The 14,823-nt window shown below is 38.8% G+C and carries 17 protein-coding genes; 8 read left to right on the top strand and 9 right to left on the bottom strand.

The features are described 5' to 3' along the window. Nucleotides 1–132: 132 nt before the first annotated feature. Complete coding sequence (locus PX700_RS17275) at nt 133–573, top strand: PaaI family thioesterase (protein WP_024599638.1); 441 nt, start codon at nt 133–135, stop codon at nt 571–573. 10 nt (nt 574–583) lie between these two features. Here PX700_RS17275 and PX700_RS17270 read toward each other — a convergent pair whose 3' ends face one another. After that, nucleotides 584–964, bottom strand: a complete 381-nt coding sequence (locus tag PX700_RS17270) for a hypothetical protein (RefSeq protein WP_197180941.1) — start codon at nt 962–964, stop codon at nt 584–586. Between the two features lie 313 nt (nt 965–1,277). Here PX700_RS17270 and PX700_RS17265 point away from each other — a divergent pair, with 313 nt between their 5' ends. Beyond that, nucleotides 1,278–2,003 carry a hypothetical protein gene (locus PX700_RS17265; protein WP_479521407.1) on the top strand — a complete coding sequence of 242 codons (726 nt, stop codon included), beginning with the start codon at nt 1,278–1,280 and terminating at the stop codon, nt 2,001–2,003. 75 nt (nt 2,004–2,078) lie between these two features. Here the strand turns inward: PX700_RS17265 and PX700_RS17260 are convergent, their stop codons facing one another. Together PX700_RS17260 and PX700_RS17255 are read right to left on the bottom strand one after the other, a co-directional pair. Further along, complete coding sequence (locus tag PX700_RS17260) at nt 2,079–2,399, bottom strand: chaperone modulator CbpM (RefSeq protein ID WP_197180917.1); 321 nt, start codon at nt 2,397–2,399, stop codon at nt 2,079–2,081. After that, on the bottom strand, nt 2,399–3,367 hold the full coding sequence (locus tag PX700_RS17255; RefSeq protein ID WP_479521406.1) for a DnaJ C-terminal domain-containing protein: 969 nt from the start codon (nt 3,365–3,367) through the stop codon (nt 2,399–2,401). Before PX700_RS17255 ends, PX700_RS17260 begins: the two co-directional genes overlap by 1 nt. Before the next feature lie 242 nt (nt 3,368–3,609). Between PX700_RS17255 and PX700_RS17250 the strand changes: the two genes are divergently transcribed. From PX700_RS17250 to PX700_RS17240, 3 genes are all read left to right on the top strand, one after another. Beyond that, nucleotides 3,610–4,263, top strand: a complete 654-nt coding sequence (locus tag PX700_RS17250; RefSeq protein ID WP_479521405.1) for an endonuclease — start codon at nt 3,610–3,612, stop codon at nt 4,261–4,263. A 99-nt stretch (nt 4,264–4,362) separates the two neighbouring features. Then, nucleotides 4,363–5,982, top strand: a complete 1,620-nt coding sequence (locus PX700_RS17245) for a S41 family peptidase (RefSeq protein ID WP_479521404.1) — start codon at nt 4,363–4,365, stop codon at nt 5,980–5,982. Continuing rightward, nucleotides 5,982–6,368: a hypothetical protein gene (locus tag PX700_RS17240; protein ID WP_479521403.1), complete on the top strand. Its 387-nt coding sequence runs from the start codon at nt 5,982–5,984 to the stop codon at nt 6,366–6,368. Before PX700_RS17245 ends, PX700_RS17240 begins: the two co-directional genes overlap by 1 nt. Before the next feature lie 69 nt (nt 6,369–6,437). Here PX700_RS17240 and hmpA read toward each other — a convergent pair whose 3' ends face one another. The 3 genes from hmpA to PX700_RS17225 are packed head-to-tail and all read right to left on the bottom strand — an operon-like array spanning nt 6,438 to nt 9,142. Further along, a complete protein-coding gene (gene hmpA, locus PX700_RS17235) occupies nt 6,438–7,619 on the bottom strand; it encodes an NO-inducible flavohemoprotein (protein WP_479521402.1) in 1,182 nt (393 codons plus the stop codon). Between the two features lie 21 nt (nt 7,620–7,640). Continuing rightward, a complete protein-coding gene (locus PX700_RS17230; protein WP_479521401.1) occupies nt 7,641–8,873 on the bottom strand; it encodes an NnrS family protein in 1,233 nt (410 codons plus the stop codon). Beyond that, nucleotides 8,873–9,142 (bottom strand): hypothetical protein, encoded by a 270-nt coding sequence (locus PX700_RS17225; RefSeq protein ID WP_415638546.1) that lies wholly within the window; start codon nt 9,140–9,142, stop codon nt 8,873–8,875. Before PX700_RS17225 ends, PX700_RS17230 begins: the two co-directional genes overlap by 1 nt. Before the next feature lie 160 nt (nt 9,143–9,302). Between PX700_RS17225 and norR the strand changes: the two genes are divergently transcribed. After that, complete coding sequence (norR, locus tag PX700_RS17220; RefSeq protein WP_479521400.1) at nt 9,303–10,859, top strand: nitric oxide reductase transcriptional regulator NorR; 1,557 nt, start codon at nt 9,303–9,305, stop codon at nt 10,857–10,859. 32 nt (nt 10,860–10,891) lie between these two features. Here norR and PX700_RS17215 read toward each other — a convergent pair whose 3' ends face one another. Beyond that, nucleotides 10,892–11,791, bottom strand: a complete 900-nt coding sequence (locus PX700_RS17215) for a LysR family transcriptional regulator (RefSeq protein ID WP_479521399.1) — start codon at nt 11,789–11,791, stop codon at nt 10,892–10,894. 119 nt (nt 11,792–11,910) lie between these two features. On the opposite strand from PX700_RS17215, the gene PX700_RS17210 reads away from it, so the two are divergent. After that, entirely contained in the window at nt 11,911–12,477 is a 567-nt protein-coding gene (locus tag PX700_RS17210; RefSeq protein WP_165741124.1) for an NADPH-dependent FMN reductase, read from the top strand. A 26-nt stretch (nt 12,478–12,503) separates the two neighbouring features. On the opposite strand, the gene PX700_RS17205 is transcribed toward PX700_RS17210, so the two are convergent. After that, nucleotides 12,504–12,944 (bottom strand): tellurite resistance TerB family protein, encoded by a 441-nt coding sequence (locus PX700_RS17205; RefSeq protein ID WP_166420568.1) that lies wholly within the window; start codon nt 12,942–12,944, stop codon nt 12,504–12,506. 99 nt (nt 12,945–13,043) lie between these two features. Between PX700_RS17205 and PX700_RS17200 the strand changes: the two genes are divergently transcribed. Further along, nucleotides 13,044–13,418 carry a hypothetical protein gene (locus PX700_RS17200; protein WP_479521398.1) on the top strand — a complete coding sequence of 125 codons (375 nt, stop codon included), beginning with the start codon at nt 13,044–13,046 and terminating at the stop codon, nt 13,416–13,418. Nucleotides 13,419–13,420: 2 nt separating this feature from the next. Here PX700_RS17200 and PX700_RS17195 read toward each other — a convergent pair whose 3' ends face one another. Further along, nucleotides 13,421–14,014, bottom strand: a complete 594-nt coding sequence (locus tag PX700_RS17195; RefSeq protein WP_479521397.1) for a hypothetical protein — start codon at nt 14,012–14,014, stop codon at nt 13,421–13,423. Nucleotides 14,015–14,823: the final 809 nt, after the last annotated feature.

Raw genomic sequence — 14,823 nt, 5'->3', positions numbered from 1 at the left:
GTATATACAGTTAAATAAAAATCGCAAATTTAAATTATGTCTTAAAATAGCCAAAGTAATTTCACTTGTGTACATTTTAGGGATATAACTAAAGCTAAGTTTATAAATGATTAAAAAGGCAAAGGAGTCGTTATGAGTATTTGGTATCAACCTATTACTTTAGAGTTTTGCAAACAGCTAGATGAAGGTATAAATGGTCAAGGTACGCTGATGAAAACTATGGGGATAGAAATCACAGAAATTGGTGATGATTACTTAGTTGCAACTATGCCTGCCATACCTGAGCATCATAACCCAATGGGAATGGTTCACGGTGGTGCTAATGTTGTACTTGCCGAAACAGTAGCGAGTTATGCCGCTAACTTTGTTGTCGATTTCACAAAATTTTACTGTGTAGGGCAGGAAATTAGCGCAAGCCATTTAAAAGCATCTCGCAATGGTACTTTAACTGCCACGGCAAGAGCATTTCATATTGGCAAACGTAGTTCAGTATGGGAAATAAAAATTACAAATAGCCGCAATGAGCTGTGCTGCGTATCAAAAATGACCGCAGCAGTCGTAGAGCGAAGATAGTTACTTATAGTTACTTTTCGATTGGGTAAATTGTAATTTCCATACCCGCACCAATCGCAGATATACGTAATAATGTATCTGCATCTAATGCTTGGTTAAAGCACTTAGGAGATGTGCCTGATTCAAAACCAATATCAAACGTTCTACGTGAACAACCTAACCATTGCTTTAGCGCGTTACGCGAACACGATTCAATAAGCTCACATATATGGTTTATTGCTTTATCAGGCGTGCTAACTTCACCTGTAGCTTCAATACGCGCTAATTGACGGTATTCGTCTTTGTCATAATGTAAAATCGTAGCGACTTTCTTCAAATCTGCCACTAGCAAACTAATATCTTGCTTTGATTCAAGCTCAAGATCTACATTTAAAAATTGAATTTCCGACATCGTTTCGTATTTATCCTCTAATAATTTCATTGCAAACTTTAACGCAGTTTTACCGTTATACCAAATCAACTATGCCCTATTAACCACTTTATATGGATATTTCGCAGCTTTTAAGTATTTTTTAGCATTTAAAGCTAGCTGGATATCAAACATCCAGCTCAATTAGACAAATAAGTCATGTTAGGAATTTAACTGTAATCTTTTTTATTTTTAAATGATTACAGTAAGCTATAGTTTAAACTGCGACAAAATGTCGCAGTAACTAATCCCATTAATGTAATAAACTAACCTCTAAAAATAATAAGACTAAAACATGAATAAAAAAATATTTAAACATGCGCGCAAGTTTCATAAATGGTTAGGTTATTTATTAGCACTACAAATTTTAGCATGGTTGCTAGGTGGCTTAGTTATGAGCGCAATTCCACTTGATAAAGTACACGGCAAACATTTAGCAACAAAAGTCCTTAGTAAATCATTTACACAAGCCGACTACCCAACATCACTTGATAATATTACGTCGCAAGTCGCTAACCCAACACAAATATTATTTGAAGGCTTTTTAACTACACCACTTATTACCGTTATTAGTAATGCCGAGCAGCAAAGCTTTAATGCCCTTACAGGAAGGCCTTTTGAGCCACCTACAAAAATACAAATTACTGCTAATGCTAAAGCACACTTACTTATTGACGCTCAAGTAATAAGTACAACCCTACTAAAAAAGGGCACCAGAGAAGTAGGATATAAAACCAATGTTTGGCAGGTACAATTTGACGACATGTTGAGTACAACACTTTACTTAGCTGAAAGTAACGGCAAAGTAGTGACTATTCGCAGCACACTATGGCGAATATTCGACTTTTTTTGGATGTTACATATTATGGATTACGATGAGCGAGAGGATTTTAATAATCCACTGCTTATTAGTTTTGCAGCAACCAGTGTACTTTTTTGCCTAAGCGGGATATTACTACTTATAAAAAATATACGACTAAAGCGATTAATCTCAATTAAAAGTAAGAACAAATCAAAATAGTCATATTAATTTTTAGGAGCTAGCGCACTCTCATTAAAGAGTGTGCAATCGCTAAACACTGATATTAGAATAATTTTATTCCAAGTGGTTAAATCGACTCAAATGTCGTTTTAACATTTCGTTTTCTAAAATCAACTCATCACGCTCATTCAGCAATTGTAAAATTAACGCTATTGCCGACCAATCTAACGAAAAGTCATGCTGAATACGGGCCGCTTTTTTGACTAAGGTTACTGCAGATACCGTAAATTTCCATTCTGCAACATGCTCTCCTTCAATAGGCACAGCAATACTATGTTCAACTAGCTCATATAAAATTGCTTCGTTAATATCACTACTCAAACATAGCTCTGTACTGGTAAGTAAATCTTCTTTTTGTGTCACAATAATTTGCATTATGGTTTACTCCAGTCGCTGCGGGGATCAAAGTGAGCTTTTTCGGCTAATTCTTCCCAAAGCTTTTTACTGGTTTCATTAATAGATGTTGGATTAACAATTTTAAGTACAGCAAATAAGTCACCTTTGGCTTTTTTACTAATTAATCCCTTACCTTTAATACGCAAACGTTGACCAGACTGGCTATTAGGCGGAATCGTTAGTTGAATTTTTCCTGTTAATGTCGGCAAATTTATTTTTGTGCCAAGAGCCGCTTCCCATGCTGCAAGAGGGACGACTATATTTAAATTATGACCTTCAACATCAAATAGTGGGTGAGGCACTAAACTAATTTGTAAGTACAAATCGCCATTTTGTCCATTCGCAGACCCTAATCCACCTTGCCCTTTTAGTCGAATTCGCTCGCCATTTACTGAACCTGCTGGAATTTTCACTTTAAGTGATTTTTTAATTTCAGAGACACGACCACTACTATCTCGCTGCGGTAACATAAACTCAACAGGCTTAACGGTATCAACTAAAGTTTCTTCAAGAAAAATTGGGAACTCTATTTCCACATCTTGTCCTTTTTGCGCGCGAGCAGCGTTACTTCTGCTTTGCCCTGAACGATCAAACCCACCGCCTCCGCCAAACATTGAATTAATGAAGTCAGAAAATTCCTCATCAGTTTGCGGATCACTTTGCTGATAATTACCTTGTGAAGAACCAGCGCTACCGCGATAATTTGTTTGCTGCTGACGAGCACGATTTTGTTGATGGCGACGTAGCTCGTCGTATTTTTTACGTTCTTCTTTGTTATGGATGACTTCGTAAGCTTCTGCTATTTCTTTAAATTTATCTTCTGCTTGAGGCTCTTTGCTTACATCTGGGTGATATTTTCTGGCTAACTTTTTATAAGCTACTTTAACCGCTTTATCATCTGCATCAGGCGATATCCCAAGTACTGAATAATAATCAACAAATTTCATTTGCAATCCAAATCCCCATATTGAGTAAGCTTTAAGCATACTCCTTAACTTATAATATTGTGTAGCTAAAATACAATAAATAGTAAGAAATAAATGAATAGTAAAATAACTTTGAAGAAAAAATTAATTAGACACTTTTTAGTAATATTCCTAGTAATATAAGTGCAGGCCTTAAGTTAACTTTATCTTTTATCTTCAGGGCTTTAAACTAGGCATTCCTGTAGTTCACATTTGTGATGGATATGACTCGATTTATTCTGGCCTTGTTGGCTTGCTGTGTGTGTGTTTCGGTATCAGCCGAACAATTTACCCGCTTTTCAACCGCTAAAAGACATCTAATTAAAACCCTACCTGATAACGCTAAAAGCATTTACTGCGGCTGTGATATTAAAAAAGAAGGTAAAAAACTAACCCCCGATCCGACTAACTGTGGTTACATTCCTCGAAACACTCTTACCCGCTCAGGCAAAGTAAATGTGCGAGCTCTACGTATTGAATGGGAACACATTGTTCCAGCCTGGGAATTTGGTCACCAGCTACAATGCTGGCAAGATGGTGGGCGTAAAAACTGCCGTAAAGTAAGTGCTAAATTTAGAAGAATGGAAGCTGATATAAATAACTTGGCGCCGGCTATCGGCGAAATTAATGCCGATCGCTCTAATTATCGCTTTGGCATGCTTAGCGAAAACGCAACACAATATGGCCGCTGCGAAGTAAAAGTAAACTTTAAGCAACGTGTAGTAGAACCGCCTGTTTATGCACGAAAACGTATAGCTGACACCTACGCTTACATGCAAAAAACATACGGTTTAAAGATATCAGATAAACAGCAAAAATTATTTAATGCATGGCAAAAGCAAGCATTCGCAGATACAAGTAGTGCGAGCAAGCTCTAAGCTTTAACACTCATTTACATAAATCAAAGTTATAAATATTGAATAAACGAGCGAGTGTTGTAATATTTTAAACAACTTATTTACAGAAAGTCCTTAATTATGTTTAAAAATAATAAAACCTCGCTTGCCATTTTTGCAGCACTTTCGGGCTTTGCTCTAACAGGTTGTGGCGGCGGTAGCGGTATCGACGCTGCTCCTGTAGTTACCACGCCGGTTACAACACCCATAAGTAACACTTCAACATGGACTGCAGGTGTATTTGAGCAGTCTAACGATTTAAAAAACTTTTGCGAAACACCCCGCACAGGTAACGATCCCTTTAACAACAACGACCCTTACCCAGATAAAGTAGGTTCCGCCCTTTACGAAAAACTTTGGCTTCGCTCTTGGAGCGATGAAACCTATCTTTGGTATGATGAAATTGCCGATAACGACCCTGAAAGCTTTGCTACAGTCGCCGACTACTTCGCTCAATTAAAAACAGAGCAGCTTACCGACTCAGGTGCAAAAAAAGATAACTTTCATTTTTCAGAGCCTTCTGAGGATTACTTTCAAGAAGCGCAATCGGGCGTTACTTCTGGTTACGGTATAAATTGGGCGTTTATTGGCGATACAGCCGATCGTATTTTACGCGTTGCTTATCTTGAAGATGATTCTCCAGCTAGCAATAAAGGCTTTCAGCGCGGTGATACCGTACTTTCAGTTGACGGCGTTAGCATTAATACCAATACAGAGTCGGGTGTAGACACACTTAACGAAGGTTTATTTAGCCCAGCTAACGGCGATTCACATACTATTGTTGTACGCAGTAACGATGGAACTGAGAAAACATTTAATGTAACCGCTGGCAATATTGAGCAAACACCTGTTCAAAACGTTAAAACAATTACAACCGCAAATGGCTCAAGCGTGGGTTACATGCAATTTAATAGCCATATAAGTATTGCCCAAGAAGGCCTTATTGCTGCGGTAAATAAGTTTAAAACCGATGGTATTGATGAGCTTGTAATAGACTTTAGATATAACGGCGGCGGTTTATTAGCGCTATCGGCACAATTGGCTTATATGGTTGCCGGTAATGCTAACGTGAACAACCGCTTTTATTATCAAACCCAACAAAACGATAAACAGCCCGTTGATTCGCCTTTCCCATTTATTGATGAAGAAATAGATTACTCTACTTTTTTTAGTACTGGAGAAAGCCTACCCGATTTGAACCTATCGAAGGTTTATGTATTAAGCACATCAGGTACCTGTTCGGCATCAGAAGCTTTTATCAATGGTTTAAAAGGTATAGACGCAGAAGTTATTTTAATTGGCGACACAACCTGCGGTAAGCCGTATGGCTTTACCCCAACTCATAACTGCGCAACAACTTATTACACTATTCAATTTAGTGGTGTAAATAGTAAAGGATTTGGTGAATACGCTGCAGGTTTTACACCAACCTCTACGCCACAGTTTGATGCCGATGTGCAAGGCTGTGAGATTGAGGACGACTTTGATCATCAATTAGGCGATAGTAACGAAGCTGTTTTAGCCACTGCATTATTTCATGTCGAAAATGGCAGTTGTCCAATTAGAACGACTACTGTAGCAAAAACAGAGCCAGCTAATTTTTCAAGCTCTCGTGAATCTCTCATTCCTTTAAATATGCCTGAGCAATTTACCCAGCGTAATATGGACTTAACGTGGCCAACACTGAGTGAGGAAAGGTAATGGCTAAATTATTACTCCCATTAGCTACATTACTCGCTTTAGGCGGATGCCAAGGTGTAAAAGATACCAGTATAAATAGTGAGCCAGCTAAACCCGCTATATTAACGAGTGTTAACCCTAGCGTTGTTGCAACACTACAACAGGCAATTCAACACGCTAAGGGAGGCGCATTAGTAACGCTTGCCGATTCGGTATTTACTAAGCGCAGTGAGTTGCTAATTGATCATGCAATGAGTAAAAGGCCTGATGGCAGAGTAATTATGGGGGCGCATAATATAAAATCTGAAAAGTTTATTTTGCAAGTACGTAATAACCAATGCGAACTTTACTATCCTAAAAAAGAGCTTACTACAGTACTTGAAGGTGTTACCTGTAAAGAATTATAAGGCACTCTAAAGTTTATAAAAAAGGCGCGCAGCATATCGCTGCACGCCTTTTTCTATTTTAAAGCGTTATTACAAGTCTTGATGCGGACCAAACACTTCATAATGAATCTGCTCGTTTTTAACACCTAGCTCAAGTAACTGGTTTTTTATAAATGCCATAAAACCGGCAGGACCACATAAGTAAAAGTCGCCATTACTCAATGGTAGCTGTGCTTGTACTGCATTTAGGTTCATTAACCCAGTAAAGTCAGCGCCCTCTGTCGTTTGGTTAAACCACGTCATTGTTTGTAAGCGGTTATAAACTGCATTTAACTCATTTAAATATTTTGAAAACGAATGCTGCTGAGTATTTTCGCAGGCATGTAAATACATAACCTCTTGATTAGAATTATCACTTAATAGCGTTTCAAGCATAGCCAGCATTGGTGTTTGCCCAACACCTGCTGAAATTAGTACCGCTGGGTTTGTATTATTACGTAAAAAGAAATCCCCTGCCGGCGGGTATAGCTCAACAATAGTGCCTTGCTCTAATGAGTGTAAATGATTAGACACCATGCCAGGCTTTGGCTGTAGCTCTTTTTTAACACTAATACGGTAGTTTTTAGCGTTACTTTTTTGTGAAATAGAATACTGGCGAATTTCTTCATACTCAGCGCCCTCGGGCTTAACTTTAATACCTAAATACTGCCCTGGTTTATGTGTAATAACAGCTTCGCCATCAACTGGCGTAAGTGTAAAGCTTGTTACTAATTCTGATTCAACTTGCTTGTTGGTTATTTCAAACTGGCGAGTGCCCGCCCAACCACCGTGTTTATTTTTACTGTGCTCATACAAAGCAGCTTCTTCGGTAATACAAATATCGGCAAGTACGCCGTAAGCTTCGCGCCATGCGTACTCAACATCAGGAGTAAATTGCTCAGGAATAAGCTCTTTTAGCGTACCAATTAAATGCGCACCTACAATAGGGTAATGTTCAGGTAAAATATTTAAGCTGGTATGTTTATGGTTAATACGTGCCAGTGCTTCTTTTAATACGGCTAAATTATCAATATTTTGTGCATACGCAGCCAATGCATTAAAAAGTGCAAATTGCTGACGACCTGTATCTTGATTCGCCATATTAAAAATATTTTTAAGCTCAGGATTATGGCTAAATAAACGCTTATAAAAATGATCGGTAACAACCGTACCCGCCTCTGCTAATAACGGAACGGTACTTTTAACAATCTCAATGGTTTTATCAGATAACATATGTTTTTTCCTATGGATGAACTAACCACGACGCCCATCAACACGACGCCGCGTTAATATAGGTGTGCAGTGAATTAAAAATAATAAAAAAGCCACTAACCACAGCAAAGCACTTATTTGCCAAGCAAGGTGAGGCCCAATAATAAAAGGGAGTAATGAACGAGTAATAGCGGCCACAAACAAAAACGCAAAAGCAACAGCCATGTAATGAGGAATGCTAAGTGTACGCCCTGTATGACCATGCGATACACGCGTCATCATTGCTAAAATCATCATACCTATTGTGCCAATAGTGATGAGGTGCAGCGCATCTTTAAACTGTATTGCACTACTATAAAAGCTAAATGCAACCATCATTAAACCAACACCTAACGTAAGGTACGAAAAATGCAAAGACCATAACAAAGGTACTCTCAATACCTTGCTATCCCACCAAAAACCAGCCCTAATTAAGTGAAGTACAGCAACAATTGCAATAACTAACGCAGGATTAATAATGTTCAAAAATAACTTATTAATAAAAAATACAGTGATAGCCACAATAGATAAATACATCACCGCTTTATCTATTTTAGGAGTACGTACTTGCTTGTTTAAACCAAGACCTTTAGCGGTAAAAAATGGTAAAACACGACCCCCAACAATGCCAACTAGCAAAGTAATTACCAGCACTGCAGTATCAACTACAGCAAGTGCAAGCTGCATGTTTTGCTTTATAACGAGTATTAAATACAGTGCATTGAGCGTACATAGCACAGCTAAAATAGCTAAAAATGGATAGTTACTTTTACTACTCGCTTTTAATAACATATTCGCCAGCACTGCTATGGCGCCTAGCCACCAAATAACTTGTAATGTAAGTGCGGCATATAAATTAAAATGAGTAATATCGGGCAATATCACAAAAAAGGCTAAACGCGCTGCAAGCCATATAAACGTAAGCCACATAAGGGCTTTGCCACTTATGCTCGGTACGCCAGTCCAAGTTTGTGCTGCGGTAAGTAAAAAGCCAACAGCAACAACCCCTGCAAAGCCAAACAGCATTTCGTGTGCATGCCATAATGTAGCCGGCACTGATAAATGCCAACTTGCATAGCCTGTTAAAATAAGTAGCCAATACCCCACTGACAAAAATGCCAATAAGCCACCGCCTAAAAAGAAAGGTCTAAAAGCGAGCATCCATAACGGCCATTGAGATACTTGATGAATAGCAACGCGTGCTGGCATTGGCTCAGTTAAGTTTATAGGGCGCATTATCGTACTTCCTGCCCTAAACCATGTTGTGCAATACAGCGCAGTACATAACTTACTTTTAAAATAGCAGCAATAACAATAGTGCTAATATGAGCTGATACTTGCACCGCCATAGAAAAGTATTCAGCAAACGGGTAACTAATTAAAATACTTGCCGAAATACATACTAAACTCACAAGCAATGCGGTATTAGCAGCAAATAATACTGTTTCGTATAGTGAACTAGACTGTATTTGATTGTTTAAATTATTCAGCATTAGTGTGTTCATGGCGATCTCTGTAACTAACTACGTTACTTAGCTATTACATATATTGTGCCAACAAATTTAATCAATTTAGTTCAATAACTTAAGTGAAATCACTTTACAATATGAGTCTTTATGACCTACCATAAATCAATTCATAAAAACACGTATGGGTCATTTTGACATGAATCAGCAATTCAACCTCACGCAAGTCGCTTTAGAGCTCGCACAAAGCACATTACACGAGCATAGCTTTGAGCAATTATTAGCAACGGTTGAACGGGTTATTCCAAGTGATGCAAGTGCGTTATTAGTGCTTCAGGGCGAGCAATTAAAACCACTGGCAATTAAAGGGTTAATGCCCGACAGTCTTGGCAGGCGATTTAAAATAGTAGAGCACCCCCGCCTAGAAGCTATTTGCAAAAGTACACTCGCGCTACAATTTGCGCACGACTGCCCACTACCCGATCCATACGACGGATTACTATTAGCCAAAACAGGCGACATACCGGTACATGCATGTTTAGGTTTACCTCTTTATGATAAAAACGCGCTACTTGGCGTACTCACATTTGATAGCCTAAACGCTAATGCATTTAATAATATTAGTACTGATACACTCAACACCTTACAAACCCTGTGTAGTGCGCACTTTAAAACGGCCTTAGAGCTTGCCCATTACAAACAGCATGCACAGCACTCAAGTGCATTAGTGCAAGAACTAAATCGTGAAGCGTTAACACGGGACGGTGGCGAAATTATTGGTCAAAGTCCGCTAATGCAAACACTTAAAAACGAAATTAAACTCGTTGCAGCATCTAACTTTAGCGTACTTATTTTAGGAGAGACAGGGGTAGGGAAAGAGCTGGTAGCACGCAATATTCATTTAAGTTCAGCTAGAAAAGATAAACCGCTTATTCACTTAAATTGTGCTTCACTTCCTGAGAACCTTGCCGAAAGTGAGTTTTTTGGTCATGCAAAAGGCGCCTTTACTGGCGCACAAAATGCGCGACAAGGTAAATTTCAATTAGCTGATGGCGGTACATTATTTTTAGATGAAATTGGTGAGCTACCTCTTGCCATGCAAAGCAAACTATTACGAGTGCTGCAAAGTGGCGAAATACAAACAGTAGGCGAAGACACGTCAAAATACGTGGATGTGCGCGTCGTTGCCGCAACCAATAGAGATTTAAAAGAAGAAGTAGCTAAAGGCCGCTTTAGAGCCGATTTATACCATCGCCTTAGTGTTTACCCAATTACTGTGCCACCACTTAGTAAACGCGAGCACGACATAACACTCCTAGCTGGTTATTTTATTGAGCAAACTGCTCGCAAATTAGGGATAAAGCAATTAAAACTAAGTACCGAAGCGCAATTACTACTTAATCAATACAACTGGCCAGGTAACGTGCGCGAGCTTGAACATGTCATTAGTCGCAGCGCCCTAAAGGCAAAGCAAAGCCAATGGCAAAATCCTATAATAACGATTACTAGCGAACATTGTGATTTAACACCAAGTGCGCAAACAAAATCTCTAGCAGAAAGGCAAGGTACAGCCAGCACCTTAATCAACCAACCTTTAAAGCAAGCTGTAGAATCGTTGCAATACAACGTAATTACTGAGCAATTAAAGCAGCATAACTACAACTGGTCGGCAGCAGCAAGAGTACTTGAATTAGATAGAGCTAACTTAGTACGCTTGGCTAAACGCCTAGGGATAGAAGTAAGAAAAACACTATAATCATTTAAAAAATAGCTAAAATGCTGCTAAAACTATTGATTAGCAGCTAACTTACTAAAGTGTACTTTCAACAATCCTGCAAAAGCTTGTACTTTAGCAGTGCGATGTACTAGGTGATGCGTGACGAGCCATACATCGGTAGGCCAGCTTAACTCACTGTGTAATATAGGTACTAAATCAGAATATTGCGCCGCTACGTCATGCTGTAATCCACCAATGCCTAGCCCTTTAATTATTGCACGAGTCGCTTCTGCGGTTTCAGACACTCGCAGCTTTATTTGCGATGCTGGTATATGCTCATCAGCCCACGCAAAATAAGGCACGCGGACATTAAAACCCGCTACACCCGATACAAAATTATGTTGTTGTAAATCACTTAACGATTTAGGAATTCCATATTTATTGATGTAACGCTTATTAGCATACAAGCCAGACGAAAGCTGCGCCAAATGCTGAGCAATATAATCGCCCTCATCAGGTCTTGGACCTGCACGCACTGCAATATGTGCTTGTCCGTGATCAAGTCTTAACCTTTTTTGTTCTAAAATAACCTCAAGCTGCACCTGTGGATGTAGCGCCTGAAATTGCTCACATACATCACCAAGCACATCCATAAAGCCACTTACCGTTGTGAGTAATAAACTCCCTCTAAGTGTGCTGTCGGCTGCTGCTATATCGTTATGTAACTGCTCTAATGAACTATGAATGGTTTGTGCTGTTGTAAATAATTTAGTGCCTATTTCAGTTACTTTATAACCACGAGCGTGACGATGAAAAAGCCGTGCATTTAAGTTTTTTTCAAGATTATTAATTCGCCTAAGCACTGTGCTGTGGTGCACATTAAGCTCTTCTGCGGCCGCCGTTAACGTACCTAAACGCGCCACTTCAAACGCTACTTTAACGTCTTGCCAATCTTCAAATTTAATCGCCATACTAATTACCTTTTACTTATGTGCATTTACGCACATAAGTGTTGCGTTAATTGGGGTTTTCTACAAGCAAAATTTTGCTACATTAGAGCTGTAAACTTAAACACTTAAAGGTCTCTAACATGTCAGCACCAAAAATTATCGCCCTAGCAGGAAGTCTTCGTCAAGAAAGCTTTAATCAAAAAATTATTAATGAAGCAGCGCGTTTTGCTCTACAAACAGGTGCTGAAGTAGAAGTAATAAAACTAAACGAATTGAATATTCCATTATTTAACGAAGATATAGAAGCGCAAGGTACACCAAGCGATGTACAACTTTTAAAAGATAAACTACGTGCAGCTGATGGTATTTTACTAGCAAGTCCTGAGTACAACGGTTCCATTACCGCTGCACTTAAAAATGCTATTGATTGGGCCTCACGTACAGAGCAAGGTGCGGTTCCAGCTTTTCGCAATAAAGTAGTCGCTTTATTTTCAGCATCCCCAGGCGGGCTTGGCGGGTTACGCGGTTTAAATCACGTGCGCGATATACTAAGTGGTATTGGGTCGTTAGTACTTGCAGATCAACTTGCAATACCCGCTGTACACACGTTACTTGATGAAAATGGCCAAATTAATGAACCTGTTACAGCGGAAAAAGTATCAGCCCTTGCTCATCAGTTAGTAAGCGTTGCAAGTAAATTAAAATAATTTAGTACGCCTTACCAAATAACTAATTACTTTGTCGCCGCTATTTTTGCGGCGATAAAGTCTGTATGCGTTACATATAAAAGCCCAGCTACTTTACGTATTACATAGTCTTCTTGCGGATCTATTTCGCCATCAGCATAGGCCAAGCGCCATAGTAGCTCTATTATTTCAATGCGCTGAACTGCACTACAATGCTCATTAATTTGTTTTGAAAACTGAAAGTAGTCAATAGCGCCATCTAAACTACTTGCTGCGTTAGTGGTTAGCTCTTCAACTTCTGAATCTGTTAAATTAAAGTATTTTTTTAAGGTTACAGTCAGGGTTTGTTGTTCATGATGGTCAAGCTTAGTATCAGCACGCATAACCTCTATAAGCAATGCTGCAACTGCTGTTTTTAAATCATGCTGCTCTATACTAGGTTCCTGATCATCGAATACAGCAAAAAGCTGCTTTATTTGTTTGAACATCACATTATCCCTTTTTGGGTGTTAGACTAAAGATAAAGAAATCGAACTTATATGAGTAGTTAATGGGTATTAAGTTCGCAAATTAAAGGATACATTTTTATGAAAGGATTAAATACACCACGCTTAGTTATTGGCAGCGTATTGGTGACCCTTTCGAGTATCGGCACTGTATTTGCCGAAACTGTCGAAAAAGAAAAATCATACGACTTTGATAATAAAGTACATTACTACCAAACTAAAATTGGCGAAGACAACTATAAAATAGAAATACAGTCAGACGATTACAAACACTTCGCTAATCAAAGTATGTTTTTACTGCGCCATGCAGATAGGTTGTGTCGTGGCAGAACCTTTATGTTAAAGGTCCTAGAAGGCGTACAAGAATACGAACGTTTTCCAACTAAACCACGAGCTTACCAACCCCCATTAAATGTTTTACTGCAATGTGAAGTACCCGAGAAAAAAGAAAAGTAAACTTATTTTTCATAACCCCATGGCGCTATCGGTGGAGTAATTGGTTTAGTTAAATCAAAATCCACCTTAAATTCACGCCCTTGGCGAATTAATCGATAAGTAAATACTTCCGGGTAAATATACATTTGCCATGTATTACCTACAGATTGAGCGATCCCTTGTGTAACAAATAACTCTTTAGAGTATTGATCTGCAGGAAACGACTGCATTTGTGCAAAGCCAGCATCCTGCGTGTGGCCACCATACATAGTGGATGCATCATCAGTACCATCCTTATGGCGATGATCATGCTTTAAGCTCAAGCCACTCCCTGTTTTAGTTATGATCCAGGTACGTGATGCATCATCCCCTACGTGAAACGGTACTTGTAACTCATTGTCTGTACATTTACGTACATGCATAACCAGTTTTTTATCTGCAAATGAACTTGGCCCCTTCGCATTATCTACCATTACTTTACCTTCAAACGCTTTTCCGCAATGTGCTGCAATACTATTAAAAAAGGTATCATGAGTAGGAATAGACACTAGCGGTGCAGGGCGTGCAAAAGCTGTCGATGAAGCAAGTATTAGAGTTACTGCAGTTAATAATTTCATATTTTTCTCGTTATAGTTATTTTAAAACACCTGTAATAGTACAGCTTTCTTAAGTACTTTATTAGAGGTATCTCTACTCAATTAAAGATGTAATTGAATAGAATGCTTAATTGATAACTAAATAGATCATAATAATACCAATCTGCTTATATATTGGGTCTATTTAACGTTAAGAAAATTACGCTAGAACTAGGCAGTAATTTTTGTATCTAGTTGTTCTAAATAAAAAATTTTTAACGAAGTTATAGTGCAATTTAATTCGTTAAATTGATCAAAGATTTATGCGGGTTGGTATAACTCACACATTACTCTCCTGCAGACGTAAAAAAGTCCGAATCGTTAGATTCAGGCTCTCTACAATATGAGGTCGGTGCGCTACGCAGTAGAATGTCGTGGTGCACAAAGCGGTGGAGAGTCACTTAGCAAATGCTACTTTATTGGCGTGCAAAGATATTGAGGGGTTTTGTTGTGATTTTGGTGTGATTTTAACGTCGGGAGTCGCTTTGCTCGCTCGACCTACGTGCTAGGTGTTGACGAGTGTGTATTAATTGTACGCATTTCACTTTTCTTCAGACGTAAAAAAACCCGAATCGTTAGATCCGGGCTTTCTACAATTTGAAGCCTGGTAATGTCCTACTTTCACATAGAAAATGCTACACTATCTTTGGCCGGGGCTCGCCTTCGAGCTGTTTTGTTTCACTACTGAGTTCGGCATGGGGTCTTGGCTATTTACTAAATCCCAGACAGCAAAAAACCCGTCACATTGCTGTAACGGGTTTCTTTAATTTGAAGCCTGGTAATGTCCTACT

The sequence above is a fragment of the Pseudoalteromonas sp. TP27 genome, from assembly GCF_056470645.1.
This window is presented reverse-complemented; position numbering and strand designations above follow the sequence as displayed.

What these genes read in the sequence shown, in the direction of transcription:
- PX700_RS17275 (WP_024599638.1), top strand. Translation starts at nt 133, where the DNA reads ATGAGTATTTGGTATCAACCTATTACTTTAGAGTTTTGCAAACAGCTA.
- PX700_RS17270 (WP_197180941.1), bottom strand. Translation starts at nt 964, where the DNA reads ATGTCGGAAATTCAATTTTTAAATGTAGATCTTGAGCTTGAATCAAAG.
- PX700_RS17265 (WP_479521407.1), top strand. Translation starts at nt 1,278, where the DNA reads ATGAATAAAAAAATATTTAAACATGCGCGCAAGTTTCATAAATGGTTA.
- PX700_RS17260 (WP_197180917.1), bottom strand. Translation starts at nt 2,399, where the DNA reads ATGCAAATTATTGTGACACAAAAAGAAGATTTACTTACCAGTACAGAG.
- PX700_RS17255 (WP_479521406.1), bottom strand. Translation starts at nt 3,367, where the DNA reads ATGAAATTTGTTGATTATTATTCAGTACTTGGGATATCGCCTGATGCA.
- PX700_RS17250 (WP_479521405.1), top strand. Translation starts at nt 3,610, where the DNA reads ATGACTCGATTTATTCTGGCCTTGTTGGCTTGCTGTGTGTGTGTTTCG.
- PX700_RS17245 (WP_479521404.1), top strand. Translation starts at nt 4,363, where the DNA reads ATGTTTAAAAATAATAAAACCTCGCTTGCCATTTTTGCAGCACTTTCG.
- PX700_RS17240 (WP_479521403.1), top strand. Translation starts at nt 5,982, where the DNA reads ATGGCTAAATTATTACTCCCATTAGCTACATTACTCGCTTTAGGCGGA.
- hmpA (WP_479521402.1), bottom strand. Translation starts at nt 7,619, where the DNA reads ATGTTATCTGATAAAACCATTGAGATTGTTAAAAGTACCGTTCCGTTA.
- PX700_RS17230 (WP_479521401.1), bottom strand. Translation starts at nt 8,873, where the DNA reads ATGCGCCCTATAAACTTAACTGAGCCAATGCCAGCACGCGTTGCTATT.
- PX700_RS17225 (WP_415638546.1), bottom strand. Translation starts at nt 9,142, where the DNA reads ATGAACACACTAATGCTGAATAATTTAAACAATCAAATACAGTCTAGT.
- norR (WP_479521400.1), top strand. Translation starts at nt 9,303, where the DNA reads ATGAATCAGCAATTCAACCTCACGCAAGTCGCTTTAGAGCTCGCACAA.
- PX700_RS17215 (WP_479521399.1), bottom strand. Translation starts at nt 11,791, where the DNA reads ATGGCGATTAAATTTGAAGATTGGCAAGACGTTAAAGTAGCGTTTGAA.
- PX700_RS17210 (WP_165741124.1), top strand. Translation starts at nt 11,911, where the DNA reads ATGTCAGCACCAAAAATTATCGCCCTAGCAGGAAGTCTTCGTCAAGAA.
- PX700_RS17205 (WP_166420568.1), bottom strand. Translation starts at nt 12,944, where the DNA reads ATGTTCAAACAAATAAAGCAGCTTTTTGCTGTATTCGATGATCAGGAA.
- PX700_RS17200 (WP_479521398.1), top strand. Translation starts at nt 13,044, where the DNA reads ATGAAAGGATTAAATACACCACGCTTAGTTATTGGCAGCGTATTGGTG.
- PX700_RS17195 (WP_479521397.1), bottom strand. Translation starts at nt 14,014, where the DNA reads ATGAAATTATTAACTGCAGTAACTCTAATACTTGCTTCATCGACAGCT.